We start from the raw sequence: 21,992 nt of genomic DNA, 5'->3' as shown, positions 1-21,992 counted from the left end.
TTTAATTTAACAAGTAAAGTTTACAGTGTTGTATTTATAATTTGATACCCTTTTAGATGCTTTGAAGGTTTAATATTACCATCAATTAAGGACACATATTTAGATAGCACGAATTTTTCGCCTGAAATTGGGTTATGATTAACAGGAGAAAATATAATTTCTAACCTTGGATTTGAGGCTATTATATTTCCTTTGTCATCTTCGAAATTTTGTTGATTTAAAAGAAATAACACTTGTTTATTAATACAATATGTTTTAGCATCAATGTACACTATTACCTTACTATATGGTAAAACAGTAATATTTTTAGAAACAAGCTCACATACATAAGTATCTTGCTTTAATTCAATATTTGTTTGCTCAAAAAACTTTAAAAATGATGCTAGTTCTATTAAACTATTATAACTACTTACAGGCTGTTTTAGATACAACATTGCCTTTTCGTCATGATTGATTTTTAGATGTATGTCTTCTATTTGAATAAACTCAGTATTATTTATTTTAGAATAATATTTCGCTTCATTTTTTATAATTTTACCAGTATAGAATTCTTCTACAACTGTAGCATTGGCACTTTTAAAAAGCTGATACTTTATATTAAAACTATAAAAATTTTTTGTTTCGTAGTTGTTTTTTACTTTTTCGAAAATTTCTTTTACATTCTCAGTATTGCTTTTTGATTGTGCGCTTATATTTGAAACTAGAAATAAAAGCATCAGAAATAATGGAAACTTAATGTTTGAAGCAAAAAAAAATTTATATTTTGTTTTTTTTACAATTGGTACCATTTGCCCTAGTATTATTTAATTGTTAGTGGTAGTTACATTGATTTTAGAATTCCCCGAACGTGTTTCTTGTATTGTATATATACCACGTTCTGTTTCTTTTTTAACACGAACCAAACCACCCTCATTATCATATTCATAGAGAGTTGCATAATTATTTTCATCTAATTCAGCCATGAGACGTTGCGTTGCTGGGTCGTACACAAAGCTTTTCATGTTGCCATCTGATCTGTGAATACGTATATCATCAAAGAAGGCATTGTATCCAAAACTTTGAATATCATTAGTTAAAACTATATTAATATCTGTGGCGTTAGTTGGAACGGTAAAACTTCCTTCTATTCTTTGCCATCCTTCAATAACTGATCCTGAAGGGTAAAAATAAAAGGGGGTAGATGTGTTTTCGGCTTCATTAAATGAAACACTAATATTACTTGAATATGATATTCTCTGCGGTAGGTAATCTTCTTTAACCCAACCGCTAATAACATAGGTTTGTTCTTTGTCTGGAATAAATGAACTATTGTTTTTTTCAGTTACACCTGGGGGTGCCGTACAATGCCCTTCTTGTATTAAAGAAATGTTATCTAGGAGCATGTAATTATATATGGATGCAAGACTATAATCTGTATTGAATCCTGTATTCGATATTGGCAATTTAAAATCATGTATATGATCCGCGCTTTGATGTAATTCTTCTACAATGAACTCTAGAATATAATCTTCAGTATCACCAGTTTCGAAAACTATTATCGATTGATGCCATGATAAATTTCCCTCACTATATTTTGCAGTTGGCATATAAATACTAGAACCAATTTCATTACCATCTAAAGTGACTATCCATTTAGCTGAACTTATAAATTGATCATATCTCTGACGTCTTGCATTTACTTGAGAAAAACGTAAATAATACTTTTGATTAGGCTCTAATCTTACTGAAAGTGATATACCCTCGGATTCAATTGCCCCTAAAACATTATTATTTCTTGCTTGTATAGTTTCATCATGATCTATATATCCTCTCGTTATAGCATAATTTTCACCTGAAATATCGGAAGATAAATCATGTCTTAAAATATCTATAGCATTAACCTCATTACAATGCAAACCATCTACATTTGTACAATTACCTTGCCAACCATTAACTCCTGGTGTGATCACATCTGGTGTTCCAACGGTTGTCCAGTTGGTATTTGTTATTGTACCAGAATAATTATTTAAGGAATTATTATTTGCTGGAACATTCACGAAAGTTGCGTCTTCATAAGAAATTACAGGAATACATTCCAGCTCTTGACATAAGCATATTTTAAGGCTAAATAAGATAATAAATATTATAAGTATTTTACTTTGAGTTTTCATTGTTAATTAAGATTTGAATATTCATTTATAAAACCATGTACACTATTTACATTTTTATCTCTACCTAAAGCATCAAAAAATCTAAGGGTAGACCTTGCAACTAATTCTGGGTTATTAGCACCACCACCATTGTATACTCTAGATTTTACTAAAAAACTAGCTTCTCCATTGGCATCCAACTTAACTTTTAAATAAGAGCTTCTTACCATATGTAAGCTTGTTGTACTTAGATTTGCGGTAGACAAAAGAGATCCCTCCATATTGTTATCATCTAATACTATTTCGGTATAAGATTCTGAAAAATTATCAGTAACACTATTTTCAAATTCACAATGTAAATAGACTATGTCATATGGTTTTCCTTCTATTAAAAAATTCCAAACCACAGGTGTAAATGAATGGCCCTTCAAAGTATAAATCCTTCCATCATCACCAGAATCATTTGGTGGCAACGAACTTGGTACTCGGGTTACCGTTATAGTATCAATTACTTCTTGATTATCAGATTCATAACATGGATAGTCTTGAATTACATAATTATAAGGGGTAAGCCCCTTAGTGACTCGCACTTGATCTCCAGAAAGTTTATAACTACTTCTTCCTGTATGAGATTCTGTTGTAATTACATTTCCATTGCCTTGAGTATCTCCGTTAAAAGTATTAATGCTAAAATGATCCCTGTTAAAATAAGTTACTTCTTCAGTATCGTAATTTATTTCGTCTATTACAGCAGAGGTTGCATTTAAAGGAGCACTATAAGCACCATCTTCAAAACTATCAAAGGCAATTTCATTGAATTTACTATTTGAAGCTACTGCGGTTGGAAGCGTATAACCATATCCGTATAGTGCGGAAGAATACCTTCCTAAAGCATCTTTGTTCTCTAATTCTGCTCCATAAGGGCTATATTGCGTAACTGTACTAGCAGACGTCCATTTATTAAGCGATTGTGGTACACCAGACACATTAATTATATCCCAAACACCACCTGAGTTCACATAAAATGGTATGAAATTTTCAAAATAGCCATTACTTTTTAAAACTGGATTTTCATTTGTTGGAATGTCTGATGTTCTTCCTGTTAAATATGCATAAGATTCTACAGCACGCCATTCTCCTAATACATTATATAAATATGGGTTAAATCCATAACTTATTGCTGGTATAGGATTTGTAAATGGTGTAGGGCTTAATTGAAGTGCTTCATCAAGTTTTGCTTCTACAGCGGGAGTTAATCTTGGTAAGCCCAATTGATCTTGAGGTTTCCATGTTTCATTGTACCTTACGGCACTTGAATTAATTACTTTTGGATTGTCAAGCCCAATTGATATATCAGAATTAAATGATATGTAATTAATATTGTTGTATAAATTATCGTTATTTAAGTCTATTGGATTTAACATACTAGTTACAGATGACATTGAAGCCATTTGCGTATTTTTATATCCTGAGCGGATGATCTTAAACTCTAGATTACCTTTAACATATGGGGTACATTCATGGTTTATAACATGACCTTCAGCATCCATAAGTTTCACCTTGCTATCCTCAATTTCTACCACCCAAAGCTTTTGACTGTCCATATTATTATTATTATTATTATTATTACGAGTTTCTAAAATATCTCCTGGATAAAAAGGAAGATTTCCTGAGAGATACGTATTAGTGTTTGATGCCTTTACATTAAACATTACCTCATTATCTGTTGTAGGCTCTAAAAATCCAGATAGACCTAAATTATTAGAAGCTCTGTCCATCCCTTTATAATACCAATATGCTGGATACATAAAATTGTAATATGCGTTATCATATTCGTTTACCGTTTTAGTTAACAACACTTGTCCTGTATTTGCATCCCAAGCTACATTTTCAGTAGATACTTGAGCACCTACATCATAAGCTACCTTTTCTTTTAGGATACCGGTTTTATGTATTACTTTAGTAGTAACAGCAGTTCTCAAAATATTTTCATGAAATGCATATTGAGGTACAGGAAGCACAACAATATTTGGAAAAATACCAATTAACATGGCCGTTACATTTGTATTTACCCCAAAAGTCTCAGATTTGCTATAACTTTCTCTGAAATCATTAACCACATCATAATGTATCCCCAATGTTTTATTATCTGATATTTCACCTTTCTCGTTAATTGTAGGTAAAATATTATTTAATGTGTCATCATCATTAGTGCTATAATTATAGTCTACTCCAGATATTGCCGTAGATTGACCGTCAGCATAAACGCGCTGACTTTTCATCTTTCCATTCATATCATTGGTTTCAACCACAAATCCTTGTGATAGCGTGATATGGTTTCTAACAGAAATATTTAATATGCTTGACAAACCGCTTGCATTATCTACATAGGTTGGCCCTATGTCGGTATAATTTGTTATTGTTGGAAAATTAAATGATGTATAAAATTCATTAACCACTTTCCCTGTCGCATGTTTTTTAAGAACTACTGTTGTCCCATTATCAGTTCTCTTTCTCTCTAAATTTTTGACTTCAACACGCGCATATGTGACTGTTGGAGATGGGTAGAAGGATTCTCCTAAAGGCTTTTCCGTATAGTTAGATTCTTTTGGAGCAGTTAATTTATCACGAGCAGTTTCCGATGTATCATAGATAGGTTCAATAAAAGGGTTTTCTTTACTTGATGCTGGTTCGTAAGTTGCTACTCCGCTAGTAGTTCCATCCTCATTATTATAATTATATTCTTGACCATAAAATTGTTTGTATAGAGGGTTACCTAAATTACTGGTCATCGCATCCCAATTATCATGCATTTCTATTTTAGATACTCTTAAACCTCCACCAAGTTTTCTTTTAGTTGGGTTTAACAAGCGCACCCATGATTTTTCTGGATTAAAAATACGAGCACATCCCTTGTCTTGTAGTTTTCCATTTGGTCCAGAAAATATTTCAAAAACGCTTCCTAAACTAGATACCAAATCTCCTACAATAGAGGCGAAATCAGTATTATTAGAATCACCTCCTAAACTATATGCCTCTCTATTTAAATAACTTCTCGCAAAATACCACCCTGACTTTGCTATTGGGTTTACCAATGCATCGCTATTAATAAAACCACCTTCTTTTTTTAATTCTTGTAGTGGTAGGGTAGCATAAGTGCCATTTTTAGTAGCGTCTGATGCATTAGTTATTTTTATAACATTGTAACCATTGTTTACAGTATTATCTAGCTTAAAATATCCCGTTACATAATCATATTGCCATGATTTTTTTGTCATGTTGAGTAACATTCTAAATTGAATGGCCTCTCCAATTTGATCTCCAATGTAATCATCAATTAGGTTTTGAGATGTTACGACAGTATTAGTATCATCACTTATTTTTATATACAAAAATTTAGCATGATTATTACCATTATAGAGTACTGCATTGTTTAAATCTGTTTCATTGGGTGCAACTGTATTTCCCGCACCACTAACATTAAACATCTGCATTACCTTACGATTTTGCACGTATTGATAATCATCTGCTTCTGTTTCAAAAGATAGTTTTCCTCCTGAAGGCAAATCTATTGAGGCTAAAGTCCAAGCTCTAGCATTTTTATCTGCTGTAGTCTTATCTTGATCTGTATATGGAAATTCTGCTGCTGTTATTGGGTCATTTGCATCACATCCAGATAGCACATCATTTACTTTATAATTCCCCCAAACATCATATCCTTTTAAATTGTACTCTGGATTACGATTCGGATTAAGATTGTCATAATTAAATGTGTAAGGCGTATAGCGCCCCATATTTGAACCTCTATAGGTAAAATAAACTCTTTCTAAGGTTAGTTTACCGCCTCCTTCAAGATTGTTGGGTACTCCTGGACAAAGACTGTAGTTATAGTCAAAATGAGCTACTTTAATAGCTTCTTTTTCTAAAAGTGCAAAAACAGGGTCATTATCGTCAATATTACCGTTAAACAGCTCTCTAAATGGTTCAAATTCTGGTCTTGAAAACAAATAAATTTTATCAATTGCTTTTTGAAAACCTGGGCTAGTTACTTCATTACTAGTTTCTCCTCTAGCTCCACGCCCATCTTCTCTATTAATAAGCTTAAAAACTGCAACATGTGTTTTAGTTTCAATTTTATCAATGTAAACTAACTCCTTTTCACCATAAATATAGTTTCCTTTCTGATCATGATACTTAGACTTTAACCCTTCATTGTACGATGCTTCATCTGTATTATAGGGTACCCTCCACTTAAAATCTTCTTCATGTTGTTTGTATGAAAATAAAGTATATGCTCCTAAATCATTTAGAGAAGGTCCATTATTATCAACATCTTCATAATCACTAGAAAGTACAGAGCTTATAAGATATGTATGTGCATAAGCAGGGGTTGTTATTCTGTTTAAAAAATGGTCACTATGCTTTAATGTGTTTCCATTAGAACCTATATCTCCAACAATACCTGTAGCACAGTTAACATCATTACTACCAGATACATCAAAAGTGGCTTCTACTTTTTTGGTATTATAGGCAGTTGCCCCATATACGTATGTACTGCCATCTGGTTTTAATACTTTTATTCCAGCCGTATGGTGGTTTTGAGCAAAATTATCAGTCTCCCTAAAATCAATAAACTCATCGAACTCTGCCTCTTCTTTTATTATTTTTTGAATAGATTGATTACGGTTTCTACGTTCTGTTCTTTTTATTTTGGAAGAGATATTAGAAGACAAATAAGTTGCTGTTCCATTAACGGAGCCATTTGTACCGTCATTTATAGATTTTACACTAAATTCTGGCAATGCTTTTCTATTATACCTTCCTCCGCCTAGACCAATTTTAATTGCTCGATTTGAATGTAACTGAGTATTATATAGTTCTGGTTGAGGATCTAAACCTAATTCTCCTATGGTTTGAAAATATACAGGCTCATATGTAATTGGGTTTTGATCTCCTTCTGTTTCTATAAATTTAGGCAATGCATAATTTTTATTCTTCCATTTACCTGTGTAACTTGTAGATGGATTTACTTTAATATCAAAACCAATATGAACCAAATTACCAACATCGCCTTCTAGACCAAAACTACCACCATTCCCATAATCGTTTATAGTTTGGTCGTACACATAACTTGTTTGGCTCCTAAATGGTCTAAATTGACCTCCAGCACCTTGCCCATATATGGCATAAATATCATATGTGTAATTTGTTATAGGTAATACTGTGGTGTTTTTAGAATAAGATTTATCTTTCTCTCGATTAAAATCTAAAATACCATTTAGCCCCTCATTAGCCTCTGTATGTTCATAGCCAAAAGCCTGAACATTCTTATCTTTTTCTGATGCTCTTAAACCTTGATATGAGCCATACCCTGATACTCTAGGCTGAAAATCTGTTCCAAAGACAGTAATTCCTAAACCTGCGCTAAACGAAAAATTACTATTCTCCATGCCAGCACGCTTTGTTGGAGTATAGCTTTGGTCGTTAAATGAAATACCTCCTCCAATACCTCCGCCTCCTTTATAGCCTCCTTCATTATATTCTTCTGTTCCATTAGTATTTGATTTCCAATTATTTGCTTCATTTTTCCTGCCAGAAAGAGATAGACTCATGTTTTCTAGACCTTTTCTAGAATTGAAACCAACACCTATATTTCCAGTAGCGGTATGAACCATAATATCTTCAGTAACATCACTTTTCTTCGATAGTGAAATATTAGGAGTTACTGTAGCTCCCTCGGCTGTTGTTGAAGATACATTCATCCCTACGGTTACATTATCGCTGATATTATAGCTAATACCAAAAGACGGTTTGAATGAAATACCTTCGTAATTGTTATACTCTATTCCTAAGCCTAATCCAATATCTAAAGGAATATCTTCCCCAAAGAAACCAGGTTGAAGTCTGAGATTGGTACCAACTGTAACATTATCTCGCATATCATTTTCATAACGAATTTCATCCCCATTAAAATCATCAGGAATACCGCGTACGTTTCTAGCAATTTGCCCTACATTAAGATTCCAGCCTAATCCTACCCATGAGGCTTCTTGATCCATTGTAATGCCTGAATTGTAAGCAAGGTTTAAAGGGTAGCCACCAACATCCATTATTGGTATATTGTAATTAAAATCTCCAGTTGAGAGATTAACCATATCTGATGTCCCAATAGGTGTAAAGGAGTTAAATTCTGGTTGCGAAGGGCCTCCTGTGAGTGCAAATAAATTTGATGGATGTATGCTCGTTAATATCAATTGTATTGACAAGTAGCATGCTATTATTCGGGATATTTTACTGGTTCTAATATTTTTCATTTGCAGATAGTTTATTGCTTATCTTTTTGATTTAAAAATGGTATTTGCAGAATAAAATTAAATTACTTCCCAATTAAACTTTCAAGTTTAGCTAGACGCTCTTCAAGAGTTTTATTTTTGTACTCCTGATTCTCTAATTCTTTTTGTTGTTGAATAGTGTAGAGTGTTAATTCTTCAATTTTTTCAAGAAGTTTAGCGTTCATTTCACCCAGAGAAATACCGTTTTCTACAACTTCGGAAGCAGTAGGCAAATTTTGTAAATGCCCATTAATTTGAATATGGTTTTCTACTTCTTTAAGTGAAGGTAAATGGTAGTTTTCATTAAATACGTAGTCCGGCCAATTTTCAACTAATGATACTTTTATTTCTTCTACAATTGCATCTCCACCAACTGCCAATAGGTATCCAGCAGGGTTATCTGTGCCGACAGTAAGATAACTAGTAAAATGCCCGTTGCCTTTAACTTTGAAATTATAACTACCTGCATTTTCACCAAAAACTGAAGAATAAGAACCTATAGTAAAAACAGAACCAACAACTAAATCAGAATAATTTAAATTTGGCATAACATCTACGGTGCCATTTAAAAATAGTCTTTGAGTAAAAGCATATTCGTATTCGCCAATAGAATTGCCTGGGTTATCTATAGAGTGATTATAAACACCTATTTCAAAACCTGAATCTTTAGATCTAGTATAAAATTTGTCTTGTGAGCTATTTTCACCCAAAATACTTGATACTGTATTGTCTTGATTTTTAATATGAAGTTTTGCTTGTGGCGAGTCAGTGCCTATTCCAACTTTACCATCATTATAATAAACATCTTGATTGTTTAAACTCCAATATCCTGAACCGCCACCACCAGAAGATGAATTTGTAGTAACGTTCACTATATTGCTCAAAGCACTCTCATTACCTGCCGCATCTAAAGCCGTAACAGTAAAATTATATGTTGTTGCAGCCACAAGTCCAGTAACTTGATAAGTTAAAACATTACCCAAAGTAGTTTTTAAAGCACCATCTTTATAGATTTTATAACCTGTGACCGCTGTATCATCAGTAGCAGCTGTCCAATTTAAATCTACTGTGACATCAGTTTGAGCAACATTAGATAATGTTGGAGTCGTTGGAAGTTGAGAGTCTTGTAAACCATAAACTTCTACTTCTGCAAGGGAAAGAACCTTACTAGCACCCTCTAAATAAACCAAAATATATCTGGCCGTTAAATTTAGATTATTTATTTGCTGAATTATATCGTTATTAATAAGGGTTGCAACCAAGGTATAATCACTGGGGTTTGAAGAATTAATATTACCAGCATATATTTTTGATCCTATTATTCTATCACTAGCCAGAATTCCATTACCTAAAATATCACTTCTATTATAGATATCAATTTGGCTTATATTATATATCTCTCCTAAATCTACTTTCCACCAAGGATTAGCCTCAAAAAGAGTATGGGTTATACTGCCTGAACTCCATTCAGATGAAGTATTGCCATCTACAGCTCTAGAAGAAATACCAGAGTGATCTAAACTTGATTGTTCTGTAGTTTTCCCAAGAGCTAAGTTAGTTTGGCTAAATGAAAAATTAACTATTAAAAATAATAGTATTGATATAATTGATTTTATAGTTTTCATAATTTCAATGGTATTTCGTTAAAATTGAATTTTACAATACCATTCCCAAATAACTGGTCTTGGTATATAAGTTTTATGTTATCTTTAGTATTAATATTATTGAAATATAGAAGTACACGCTTAAAGGGGGCTACCTTAAAATTTCTTTCAAAGTTTACTCCTGAGCATGAAATGGTGTCGTTTGAAGAGGTAACAACCGTGAAATCTTTTTCTATTGTAAATGCCATATATTTTACGGCATCTTCATAGGTTTTGCTGGTGTAGTCTTTTAGCAATAAATCTGTTTGATTGGCATGCTGAAACTCTATTTCTATAACACGTTCTTTAGCGTTTACTAAATAAAGAGAATCTACTTTTGTAAGATCTTCTTGGTTATTTTTTAATAGGTAATACTGAATAGGGACTTCGGTAGCTGTGTAATTGATATCACCAACAAATTGGGTGACACTTTTAGATTTCCAACCTTGTTGCTGGAGATTGAAAAATTTGTACTCCTGTATCTCAGTAGATTTTGAAAATTTATCACATGATAGGGACAGACCAAATACCAGTAATACTATAAAATAAAGTGAGGGAAAATACCTTTTATAAGGCTGCATAAAACACTTGTTAAATTTTTCTTAAAATTACAGAAAACTTAGAAAGTGCTGTTAAGGTTTTCCCTTTGAATATTAAAGGTCAGCCTTAATGTTGCCCTTCGTATTTTTGATTTGAGAATTCTAAAACCTCGTTAGTAAAATCTATAGATTTTTCACCATACATAAGATTGCCATTGCCACTAGTGCCTAATACGACTTTTAGGCTATATGTTTGTGCGTATTCTTTAATATAGCCGTTAAGTCTATTCCAAATAGTATTGCTCAAATTATGTGAATAATTATCCTGTAATTCCTGAAAGGCTTTACTTTTATAAGCTATTTGCTGTTGCAGACTTTTAGAAGACACATCCTCCTTATCTTTTATGGACTGAAATTTGGTATATAAGCTATCTAATTCTTTGCCTTGCTTTTTGATTTTTGCTTCCTCGATTGTTTTAATGTCTTTGGTCATGTTGAAACCGTTGAAGAGTTTTATGTTATCAACATAAACAAGCTCTTGTTTCCTTTCGTTTGTGCAATAATAAAGACCAAATACTATAAGGGCTAAAAGTAAAATTGAATTGGTAATTGCATGGATATTATTTTTGTTTATCATTATCTTTTTATGGTTTTAATATTATTATTCAAGGATATTATTACAGAATCGTTATGTACTTTTACCAGAGTAATATCACGTACTACTTCGCCTTCACGCTTTCTGTAAACTTTGTTGTCTATTTTTAATAGAATTAATGGAGTTTCATTGTTTTCTGATTTGACAAATCCATGATAACTGATTTTAGGCCAAACAATCTTTTTGTCTAAAAATGGTTTATTCTTTTTTGTTGATTTTTTTATTGAAGGTTTAGAAAGATGAACTTTCTTTATTGTGCTCACTCCAAATGGATCTTTAGTAATTAATTTGAGTTGAAAGGTATCTTTAGTTATATTATATTTCTTAGTGTTATTTGATACTAAATTATTTAAATACAGATTTTCTTCTAAAGATTTTTTGCCTCCAAAATATTTATAAAATACAGAACCCCAGATTATGACTAGAAGGATTATTAGCGTGGTATTTAAATACTTTCTATTCATTATTCTGCTACTAGAGATCTAACAATGCTATAATCACTTTCATTAGTCGCGACATCAATGGCTTTAATTCTCCAATAATAAGTTCCCGTTGAGGCGAAATCATGTTGGGCAGAATTGTTAGGCGTGCTAGCAGAATGAATTATAGAGTTAAAATTAGAATCAGATGCTATTTCTATAGTATTGGTAATTCCAGATTTTACATTTCCAGAATCTGTTCCATTTGTCCAATTAAATGTTACTGTGGTGGTTGTGGTTTCTTGGTCTGCGGGAGAGGTCAACGAAGGTTGGTTTGGTGCTACTCTATCTAGAAATATTGTCCTTTGAGAATATTGTGTTTCAGATGTTTCATTTAAACCCTTGACCTTCCATATATACTCCGCATCTTCATCAAATAAAGTATCATTTATTGTTAAACTGTTGGAAGTGATTTCAGCTTCCTGAAATACGGTTTGTTCTCCACTTAATTTTTTAATGAGTTCAAAATTGTAAGACGTCACGCTGGTAAGTTTATTCCATGTGAAAATAGTATTAATGTTTTTTGTATAAAGATTATCTGAAGGTGATACCAGTATAACATCCTGATCTGTTAAATTTGTTGAAGCTTGCGTAGAAAAATTTATGGGAAAACTATAAGCTGTTTCATAAGCAAAATTTTCACCTCTAACCCGCCATTGGTAAGTTCCTGAATCGAGTGTAACTGTTAAGCTATTTGTTGATACTAAAGAATCCATTTCAAATACTTGATGGCTTTTAATAATTTGTATTCTATAATCGTCTGCACCATCAAGATTTTGCCATGAAAATTGCACCGTATTTCCATCAACAACTGTTCCTTCTATTGGATATTTAGTTTGTAAATTATCATTAGTTATATCTTCTTCTAATATATCATCACAAGAAAATGACAAAAAAAGAAGCATTATTAAAAGGGTACTATTTAGCGTTTTCATAATTCTGTAAAATTATTTTTAAATAAAGTGTTTTGGTTTTAGTTCTGTAATTCTTCTTAGAGTACATCTGTGTGTTTACTACTCTTGAATTCTTGAATTTTTTTTCTATTTCGTAAAGCGTTTCTATTAAATCCTTATAGTTTCCTTCAAGTTCTATTTGGTTAGAATAAATTAAAAAATCATTATCAGAAAATAAATGAACATCTGCTATAGAAACTATGTTCACATTAAATTCGTTTATAGAAATGAAATCAAGTAATTCCTGTTGAACACGTTCTGGATTTTTAGTTTGCCCTCCAATTGTTTTTTCTAGATTCCCTATGTCATTTTTCAAATAATAAAGTTCATTTTGCGAACTTTCATTATTTGCTAATTTTTCTTTAACAAGTCTTAACTCTTTTTTTGCGGTTAATGTATGTTTATAGGTTTTCTTGTATGACGCCATAAACAGTAATATGAAACCACCTATTACTGCAAAAAACTTTTGTTTATATGTTAGATTTTTAAACACCTATATCTTAATCTTTATTTTGAATGTGTTTTCCGTATTTGTTTCTTCAGAATAGTCTTCAATGTCCATTTTCTTTATCCATGCTAAATTCCCCAATACCTTTAGCCAATTATTAAAAGAGGTATCGTTTTCAGATTCCCCTAGTATGGTTATAATGCTCATTTCAAAATCTATCTTTTCTGCAGGTTTTATTTTTTTAAATAGCGGTACAATATGTATTGTGTTAAGAATAATATCTGATGGTACTGAATTACCAATATCCATAACATATTGAGTTAAAAAACTACTGTTGCCAATACCACTAGACTGCAATATTTTTTCTTTCAGAATCTTTTCCTCTTTTAAAGCGAGAACTTTAGCGGTAGTTTGCTGAGACATTGCATACATGGACTGTTTTTCGGCTAAAGCATTCGCATAATAATCCATAAAGAAATGACTAACTGTAAGTGAGACTAAAAAAAACACGAGCATAAAAATACCTGCTATTTTAAACCATTTTTTATATTTAAATTCATCGCTATTTTTCACTAAAAAATCAGCATCAAAATCGATTTTTGGATTTGGATATTTGTATTCCAGAAAAGTTGCTAAAAGCGGGAGTTCTCTTTGGTTGAATTTATCATCGTTTATAACATATTCTGTATTGGTTGTTTCTGTATTCTGAAATGATACTACTTCATTATTACTTATATCAAGTGTGTAGTTGGATGAAGAAAGAGCAGAATAATCTTTGGCAATAGGAAGTAAATTTGCCATTACAAAAGGCCCAAAGGAAATATGGATAACAAATAGACCTAGATTGCTTATTTGTTCTAGGCAAGCATCAATATGCTCTTTTCTTGATACAGAAATAAAAATGGTTTCATTTTGATGGTATTCATAAAAATAGAACTCATTTAAATCCGCTTTAAAAATTAAATCATTTCTATAACCTGTTTTATTTTCAACAGCTTTGTTTATAATAGCATTCCCTTCTATATGCAAAAGTACGGGGTAGTCTTTCTTAAGTTTCTCTTTGAATGCTTCATCGAGCTTATTGGCAAAAAAGCGATTTTTGATTAGTAATTCATCATTTTTATAAAGGAATTCGATAAGTTGATATCCAAATACACCATCTGTTTTAAAGATATTAATGGCATAATATCCACTAGATAAAATTAATATTTTTTTTAATTGGTCTAACATCTAATAGGTGACTGTTGGTTTTATAAAAATATGAAGCTTCGATTTTTCCTTTCTCTTTTTTCTACCGCTAAACAACCATTTGATTACTGGTATTCTTGAAAGCAAAGGGGTTCCTGTGCCTGAATTTTCGTTTTCCAGTTCATCCAAACCTCCCAAAAGCACCATTTCGTTATTTTTTACGCGAACCAAAGATTCAAACTTTTGCGTAGATTTTCCTGGTGGTGCATCTTCTCCAGCTCTGCCAAGAAATGAGCTTTTTTCAACAGAAATGGTAAGTGTTACATTCTCATCTTTTGATACAAAAGGCTTTATATTTATACTCAAATTTGCCTCAGTAGATTTCCATGTTCCAGATTGCAAAATGTTATTATTTACACCTGAATTAATTAACCTGTTATTCTGCTCGAAATAATAACTCGTTTCCCCAATTGAAGACGTAGCATCATGCCCATTTAAAGTAACAAGCTTTGGTGTAGATGAGAGTTTTATTAATGAATTGTTTTCTAAAGCTTTTAAGTTCAAATAAAAATTTTCTGTAACCTTTCCAAGATTTATAATACCCAATCCATTGAAAGCATCAATCAAACCATTAACCGATGTGGCGTTTAGATTAACATCACTAGTTGGGAAAAGTACTCCTGAAGTGGTTTTTGGTGTGTTGTCCAATCCAGCTTGAATACCTGTCTGTATCTCGTAGGCCTTTTGATACTGAACGATAAGAACTTCTATTTGTATAACAGGAACAACTAAATCTATTTCATAAATATAATCTTTGAATTCCTGAATATGGATTTTAGAACCCGATACCACAAAACCATTTAATTCCACAAATTCCTTCACTTCCAAGCCTTGGATAATTGCAGCAGGTAAACTTGTTAAAACAGTTTCTATAGTTCTGTTTTCTAATTGAACCAGTTCGACCATTCGTAAACCTTCGGTAGCATGCTCACCAATTAAATATAAATCATCAACTGTTTTGTAGGTATATTTTTCTCCCTTAAAAAGATGGTCTAGAAAATTATCAAAGGTAATGCCATTGGCCATCAGAGTGGTATTCACATCTGTTGGTGTGTTATACATAAAGTAATTAACATTCAATTTTTTTGCAGCTTCTATAATCATTTCAGATGCATCGGCTTCGGAAGCTTTAATGTCTAAAAAACCTTGTGGATTAACCTTAATTTCAAAACCTCCATCTTCTCCTTGGTCAACCTTGCTGTTTTTAGAAGTTGATCGCCTGCTTCTACTGGTTTGTGTAGTTGGTTTAGCTTGTGGTTGTGGAGCAATATCTTTTTCCAGATAATAATTATTATTCTCATCAATGGTTAACACCAAACTATTGGACTTTGCCACCATTTCCAAAACTTGGTCAAAAGGCCTGTTTAATATGTATGCTGATACTTTTTCATTTTTCACATCGGGTGCTAAAACAACATTTCGTTCAGAAACATCTGTAATGGCTTGAGCAACTCTAGGAAGTGAATCATTTTTTAATTTGACAGATAAAAACTTATTTTGTTCATTATATGTGACGTCTATATTCTTTAAAGGTTTTGGTTTTTCAATAACAACTTCATCTGGTTTTTTATTAAACACCAAAATATTGTTCATGACATCGACTTCCAATTTATGTTTTTGAATCAAAAATAAAAACACATCTTTTATGTTAACATCATAAAAATTGCTGGTTACCAACTGGTTTAAATTAGCATCCACACTAACATTCAACTCATGTTCTTCGGCAAGTGCATTAATAAAATCATATAGGGTTAAACCCGATAAATCAATTCTAACATTATCATTTAAACCTTCTTTTGATTTTGCAAGTTCATCCAACTTTTTAGTAAAGGTTTCAATATGTGTTTGCGAAAACCCCAAATTAAAAAGGAAACAAAAAAAGAATATATTTAAAATCCTGTTCGGCATATATTAAGAATTAATAAGTATTGGGTAAATTTCTTCTATTGATGTTAGTCCTCTTGATAATAAATCAAACGCTTTGTCTGAGAGTCTTTTGTTTTTTATAAAATCAGATTGCTCTAAGGTGTTTTTTTTAATACTTTCTGCCACATTAAAATTAATAGGAAGTATTTCGTAAATAGCCCGTCTTCCTTTATATCCTGTATGGTAGCATTCGTCGCATCCTACAGCAATAAAATGTGTTTTTAGAGTTTTTTCTGATTTAAAAGAACGAGGTAAATCGTCTGGATTGAAATGTTGTTCACTTTTACAAGCAGCGCATAATGTTCGCACTAATCTTTGTGCGACTGATATATTCATTGTTTCTGCAATCAAAAATGATGGAACGCCCATATCTATTAGCCTAGAAATTGTTCCAATAGCTGAATTTGTATGAATTGTAGATAACACTAAATGCCCTGTTAAAGATGCTCTAATAGCCATTTGTGCTGTTTGGGCATCCCTGATTTCTCCAAGCATGATAATATCTGGATCTTGTCTCAAAAAAGAACGTAATGCAGATGTGAATGTTAGCCCAATATTTTCTTTTAACTGAACTTGGTTGATGCCTTTAAGGGTGTATTCTATAGGGTCTTCAACTGTTACTATATTTCTTTTTATATCATTAAGGTGTTTTAGCGTAGCATATAATGTGGTTGTTTTTCCAGATCCTGTAGGTCCACTAATGAGAACAATGCCATTTGTTTTCTTTACAGCTTCTAGATACAATGTAACGTCTTCATTTTCTATACCTAGTTTGTTGATATTTAAATGTGAAGCATCTCTACCCAATATTCGCATTACCACTTTTTCGCCATGATGTGTTGGCAAAATGGAAACTCTAATATCGAAATCGTCATATTCTATTCTACCATCTTGAGGAAGTCGTTTTTCGGTAATATCTAGGTTTGATTTAATCTTAATTTGATTTATCAACTCTAAATAATTATCCTTTTTAATATGGTTTTTCTCAATTAATTGGCCATCAATACGTAAACGTACTCTAACATCTTCTTCATAAATTTCAATATGAATATCACTAGCATTAATGTTTTTAGCTTCAAAAATTAAATCTTCTAAAAAATCATTCCCATAAGATACCAACTTTGGTTTGTCATCATGTTTTCGGTAGTAAATAGAGAGTGTCTTTTTTATGATGGATGAGTCAATTAATTCGAGAGCTATATTTTTATTGAAGATTAATTTTAATTCTTCTTTAATAGCAATTTGATCAGAAACTTTTGATCTGTCAATATAGTAAGTGTTTTCAGTATTGTCAACAGTTTTAGGGACAATTGAAAAGTGGTTCGCAATATCCGAACTAATGGATTGTTGTAAATCGACACTTAAATCAATATGTTTGAGATTAGTGACATTCATTTAAAAAAGAAGATTGACATTAAATAAATATTTTGCCACTATATTTATAGTTAGAAATAATGATAGATATCCTGCGAGGGGAATTGTTTTTACCTGTTTGAATAGGACAAAACCAAGATGAAGCAATAGAGAAAATAACAGACCCAAAATAAAAAACAGGATAAAAGGTTTAAAATTAAATAGGGGCGTAATTGCGAGAAAAAAGACAATATCGCCTAACCCAATATAAGTGTCTATTGGATTTATAAACTTTCTATTTTTCAAGGAAAAGTATAACACCAGCCCAATTATATTCATTAATACAAAAGCCATGTTGTAGGCAACACAATTTAACCTTAAATCGGTTGACTTATAATTGATAACCAATGCCAAAAGAAACAGAATAATAGGTAATGCCACATGAATTGTTCTTTTTCTAAAATCTTGAAAAAAAACAAACCCCAGAATTACAATTAAAAACATAGTTGTAAAAAGCAGTATCATTAATCTTTTATGGTTTCTTTTAATAATCGGTCTTGATTTATTTCCCAAGTGTTGTAAATACCATCTCCGTCAAAATCCTGTAACGAAGTGGCCGTAGCTTTAAATGTATTTAAAGTAGCTTCTATAACTTCTATTTTATATACCGCTTGCCCACCTTGGTCTATTGTCAAAGCCTCTTCAAACCCTAGTTCATTAAAATCTGCTGTGTATTTAGAATGACGGTAAAAATGGCTCTTCTCCAATCCATGAATCATGCTCAACATATTCTGCGCTTCAATAGATTTAGCACTAGTAACAACCGAAGTTTGATTGGGTACAACGAGGTAAATTAAAATACCGATAATGCACAACACAACTAATATTTCGGACATGGAATATGCTTTTAAATGCCCTTTCTTTTTATTTAATTCTAATATTTTTTTATTCATGTTTATAAATTTTAATTTTCAATAATCTTACTTAAATTAAACATTGGCGAATACATGGCTATCATGATAAACCCGACAATACCTCCTATTAAAACAATCATTAAAGGTTCCAAAATGGTGCCTATCATTTTTGTTGAATGATCTACTTCATCATTGTATTGATTCGCTAAACCGTCAAACATGGTGTCAAGCTCATTAATTTGTTCTCCAATGGCGGTTAATGAAATAATTTTAGGGGTAAAAAAAGTATGTTTTTTTAGGCTATCAGCTAATGTTTCTCCTTTTAATATGTCTTTTTTAGCTTGTGAAAGCGCCGACTTTAACGGATAAAATGAAATCATTTTTTCTGTTAATTCTAAAGCTGTAATAAGTGGTGTTTTTGCGGATAACAAAAGACTGAATGATTGACAAAACCTTGCTAAATAAATTTTCTTGATAAGGCTACCAAAATAGGGGATTTTTAAAATTATTTTGGATGTTATACTTTTATAAGCATTATTTTCTTTTAATAATTTATGTCCAATTATTGCGGAAATAACAACACCTAAAACGCTAAATACAATAAGGTTGAAATTATCAGATACTCTAACAACAAACTGAGTGATTTCTGGAAGTTCTTTTCCAAATTGTTGAAATACAGAAGCAAACATTGGGACAACAAAATTTAGCATAAAATATAACACGGCAAACGTAATTACCAACACAAAAACAGGATATGCCAACACCGATACCACTTGCCGTTTCATTTTGATTTTTCTTGAGTAAAACTTTTGCAACTGATCAAATATCTGTGGTAAACGCCTCGTGTCTTCGCCTATTTTTATACTGTAATATTCGTAAGGCGAAAAGAACTTATGATTTTTTATGGCTTCATGCAAAGACTTACCTTTAACAACATCCTCATTAATAGTTTGATAAATAGATTTTATGAATTTAGATTTTTGCTGATTTGTTAAAATCACTAAAGCCTGATTAAAATCTACTCCAGCTTTTATTAGCGTAGAAAATTCTCTGTAGAAATCCTCCTTTTGTTTATCTGAAAATTTCTTGAAATTAGGCATAGTAAGGTTGAAATCTGTTTTTAACACATCTTTCTTCTTTTGCCTGTTATATGTTACTGCATCAATCTTCATAAGCGTATTTTGCATTTATAACTTCAGAGTTGCCTTTATTTAAAAAGTAGTGCGTATTTATGGTATCGTTTAATACACTCAATTTTAGATTCAGTACCTTATTTAAACTTTTATCGCTATCATTATTGAGAAACGCATAACCAATTACTTGCACCATAAAAGTGTCTATTTTAATGGCATTGTGTCTTAGTATATAATCCTCTTTAAAAACATATTTTATTTCGGTTTCATCATATTTTTTTAAAATGAGTTCGTTATTCATAATATCAAAATCATTGGACTTTTCAATATCACTTATCATAGTTGAGTTAAATAAATTGTACTCCAATACCTGAGTATGCTCTTCATTAATAAGTGATAATTGCTTCCCGATTAAATTAAAAATCGAATAGGTAATCACTATAATAATGCTCATCAGCATTAAGCTGATTAAAGCCTCTAGTATGGTGAAACTTTTAAGCAATTTAATTGTCATAATAAGTGATTAATTTGTTGATCACATCTATACTATTACCCGATTTTATCGTAAACTTTAAAAGCGCAGTCTGTTCTGCTTTATTTATAGTGACTTCTTTACTAATTGTATAGCTATTAAAAGTATATGTGTCATTTTCATAATTGTTTTCTAAAACACTCTGCTCGGTTAAAAGGTTTATACTATGTTTTGCATTGAAATAATGAATTGATTTATTTTGTTTAATTACATTCAAATAAATTAGAAAAGCCACTAGAGAACATACTGAAATAACTGAAATAGCAATTACAGATTCCATTACAGATGATGCTTTAAGCGTTTTAAAATTCTTTAACAATGGCATATTTCTTATTATCAATATCATTTTTAAATAAAGGCAATTCAATAAAATTTTTGGGTAAACTATCTCTATTAATAGAAGCATTTAAAATCACGTTTTCATAATTTGAAGATTTAGTTTTAAGATTGAACCTATCGGTAAAAACACTTCCAATAAGACGACCTTCAAATTGAGTTTTACCATAACAATAGATGCTTCCTACTACTATAGCTGTTTCTTTAATCTCAAGAATACGTTTTAATGCGCCACTATGCGTATCGCCATCTATAACAATACCACCTAATATTTTAGAGTCTTTATTTATAACAACAGATACAGAATCGTTATCATTTTTCACATAAATACTGGAAGGGTATTTTAGTAAAACGTCTTCATCAACTTCAACGGTTTTTTTAGCTATAACCTGTATATTACCCTTAAATCCAGATAGAATTTTTACTTTAGGTGCAATCACTAAAACATCATTCAGTTTAGCGGTTTTTTCTATTTGTAATTCATTATTGGAAGTCAAAACAATATTGCCTTTTAGTACAATATTACTTAGAGTATTAATTTCATTTAAATCTATAAGTTTAGTAGTTTTATCAAAACCGTTTATAACAATTGTTTCTTTATCAAGAGAATTGAAAGGTATGGGTTCATAGTCTGAAAAATCAATCCTTATATCTTTATTTATTTTGGGTAGTCTGTCGTTAGATTTTGATGCTTTACCCCTAAGTTTAATCTTGTTTCCTTTGTTACCGTTAATATAGGCTTGTTCGGTACGTCCGTTTGGAACTTTTATATCACCTAAAATTTTTGTGCTCCCAGATAATTTTAAAGGTTTATCATAATCGGTAACATAGAGTGCCAAATTATCTGCCTTAACATTCACTTTACCAACCATTGCGGTTTTGGAAATAGTATCATTCTTAAAGATTGTTTTACTTACGATGATATCATAAAATCCCCAATTCTTTTTTTCTAAGTAAGAGAATAAATTATCATCAAATACATCAATTTTTTCAACTTTATTGTAATCTATACTTTCCAGGTTATTAATAAGGTAGTTGAATGATGCTATGTTTCTATTTATCAAATTTTCCTGCATATATAGTTGATTGTTCAACATGTTTTGATAATGCGATAACAAAACCAAACACCCACTAAAAACAGAAATAATCACGCAAATAAAAACAGCATTGATTAAGGAAGATGCCTTTAGTCCATGTGATTTGTTTTTTATAAATGTGATTAGTTGTTTCAACCTATTAGACTGATAAAGTTAGCGTTACATTAGTTTGCTTCATTAAAAGAAGTATCACTAAACGTACAAATGATTTTAAGAGAGCAATAAAGGTTAAAGCTTAATTAAATAAAGGAGATGCCTTAGCTCTAAGTTTATTG

18 protein-coding genes are annotated in these 21,992 nt (G+C 31.3%); all 18 read right to left on the bottom strand.

Annotated elements, in window-relative coordinates; genetic code table 11:
• Window positions 1-20: 20 nt before the first annotated feature.
• The 18 genes from ABXQ82_RS05120 to ABXQ82_RS05035 all read right to left on the bottom strand — a co-directional run bounded on the left by ABXQ82_RS05120 (window position 21) and on the right by ABXQ82_RS05035 (window position 21,852).
• Complete coding sequence (locus ABXQ82_RS05120; protein ID WP_367055839.1) at window positions 21-716, bottom strand: hypothetical protein; 696 nt, start codon at window positions 714-716, stop codon at window positions 21-23.
• Window positions 717-803: 87 nt separating this feature from the next.
• Window positions 804-2,036, bottom strand: a complete 1,233-nt coding sequence (locus ABXQ82_RS05115) for a hypothetical protein (RefSeq protein ID WP_367055836.1) — start codon at window positions 2,034-2,036, stop codon at window positions 804-806.
• Window positions 2,037-2,152: 116 nt separating this feature from the next.
• Entirely contained in the window at window positions 2,153-8,443 is a 6,291-nt protein-coding gene (locus ABXQ82_RS05110; protein WP_367055834.1) for a hypothetical protein, read from the bottom strand.
• Between the two features lie 62 nt (window positions 8,444-8,505).
• Complete coding sequence (locus tag ABXQ82_RS05105) at window positions 8,506-10,086, bottom strand: discoidin domain-containing protein (RefSeq protein ID WP_367055831.1); 1,581 nt, start codon at window positions 10,084-10,086, stop codon at window positions 8,506-8,508.
• On the bottom strand, window positions 10,083-10,685 hold the full coding sequence (locus tag ABXQ82_RS05100; protein ID WP_367055829.1) for a hypothetical protein: 603 nt from the start codon (window positions 10,683-10,685) through the stop codon (window positions 10,083-10,085). Before ABXQ82_RS05100 ends, ABXQ82_RS05105 begins: the two co-directional genes overlap by 4 nt.
• A gap of 85 nt (window positions 10,686-10,770) precedes the next feature.
• Complete coding sequence (locus ABXQ82_RS05095; protein WP_367055826.1) at window positions 10,771-11,280, bottom strand: OmpH family outer membrane protein; 510 nt, start codon at window positions 11,278-11,280, stop codon at window positions 10,771-10,773.
• Window positions 11,280-11,762, bottom strand: coding sequence for a hypothetical protein (locus ABXQ82_RS05090; RefSeq protein WP_367055823.1), 483 nt, complete (start codon window positions 11,760-11,762; stop codon window positions 11,280-11,282). The genes ABXQ82_RS05095 and ABXQ82_RS05090 overlap by 1 nt, the downstream gene beginning before the upstream one ends.
• A complete protein-coding gene (locus ABXQ82_RS05085; protein WP_367055821.1) occupies window positions 11,762-12,712 on the bottom strand; it encodes a hypothetical protein in 951 nt (316 codons plus the stop codon). The genes ABXQ82_RS05090 and ABXQ82_RS05085 overlap by 1 nt, the downstream gene beginning before the upstream one ends.
• Complete coding sequence (locus ABXQ82_RS05080; protein WP_367055818.1) at window positions 12,696-13,157, bottom strand: hypothetical protein; 462 nt, start codon at window positions 13,155-13,157, stop codon at window positions 12,696-12,698. The genes ABXQ82_RS05085 and ABXQ82_RS05080 overlap by 17 nt, the downstream gene beginning before the upstream one ends.
• Window positions 13,158-13,223: 66 nt before the next feature.
• Window positions 13,224-14,408: a hypothetical protein gene (locus tag ABXQ82_RS05075; RefSeq protein WP_367055816.1), complete on the bottom strand. Its 1,185-nt coding sequence runs from the start codon at window positions 14,406-14,408 to the stop codon at window positions 13,224-13,226.
• Entirely contained in the window at window positions 14,409-16,334 is a 1,926-nt protein-coding gene (locus tag ABXQ82_RS05070) for a type II and III secretion system protein (RefSeq protein WP_367055813.1), read from the bottom strand.
• A 3-nt stretch (window positions 16,335-16,337) separates the two neighbouring features.
• Window positions 16,338-17,747, bottom strand: coding sequence for a GspE/PulE family protein (locus tag ABXQ82_RS05065; RefSeq protein WP_367055811.1), 1,410 nt, complete (start codon window positions 17,745-17,747; stop codon window positions 16,338-16,340).
• Window positions 17,748-18,209: a prepilin peptidase gene (locus ABXQ82_RS05060; RefSeq protein ID WP_367055890.1), complete on the bottom strand. Its 462-nt coding sequence runs from the start codon at window positions 18,207-18,209 to the stop codon at window positions 17,748-17,750.
• A 20-nt stretch (window positions 18,210-18,229) separates the two neighbouring features.
• Entirely contained in the window at window positions 18,230-18,658 is a 429-nt protein-coding gene (locus ABXQ82_RS05055; RefSeq protein ID WP_367055808.1) for a type II secretion system protein, read from the bottom strand.
• Window positions 18,659-18,669: 11 nt separating this feature from the next.
• Entirely contained in the window at window positions 18,670-19,791 is a 1,122-nt protein-coding gene (locus tag ABXQ82_RS05050) for a type II secretion system F family protein (protein ID WP_367055805.1), read from the bottom strand.
• Window positions 19,781-20,266, bottom strand: coding sequence for a hypothetical protein (locus ABXQ82_RS05045; RefSeq protein WP_367055802.1), 486 nt, complete (start codon window positions 20,264-20,266; stop codon window positions 19,781-19,783). Before ABXQ82_RS05045 ends, ABXQ82_RS05050 begins: the two co-directional genes overlap by 11 nt.
• Window positions 20,256-20,630 (bottom strand): hypothetical protein, encoded by a 375-nt coding sequence (locus ABXQ82_RS05040; protein WP_367055799.1) that lies wholly within the window; start codon window positions 20,628-20,630, stop codon window positions 20,256-20,258. Before ABXQ82_RS05040 ends, ABXQ82_RS05045 begins: the two co-directional genes overlap by 11 nt.
• Window positions 20,587-21,852, bottom strand: a complete 1,266-nt coding sequence (locus tag ABXQ82_RS05035) for a hypothetical protein (protein WP_367055797.1) — start codon at window positions 21,850-21,852, stop codon at window positions 20,587-20,589. Before ABXQ82_RS05035 ends, ABXQ82_RS05040 begins: the two co-directional genes overlap by 44 nt.
• Between the last annotated feature and the right edge of the window lie 140 nt (window positions 21,853-21,992).

Source organism: Algibacter sp. 2305UL17-15 (assembly GCF_040720935.1).
Taxonomy (GTDB): Bacteria; Bacteroidota; Bacteroidia; order Flavobacteriales; family Flavobacteriaceae; genus Jejuia.
Note: the sequence above shows the minus strand (reverse complement) of the source record. Positions and strands in the feature narration are given on the sequence as shown.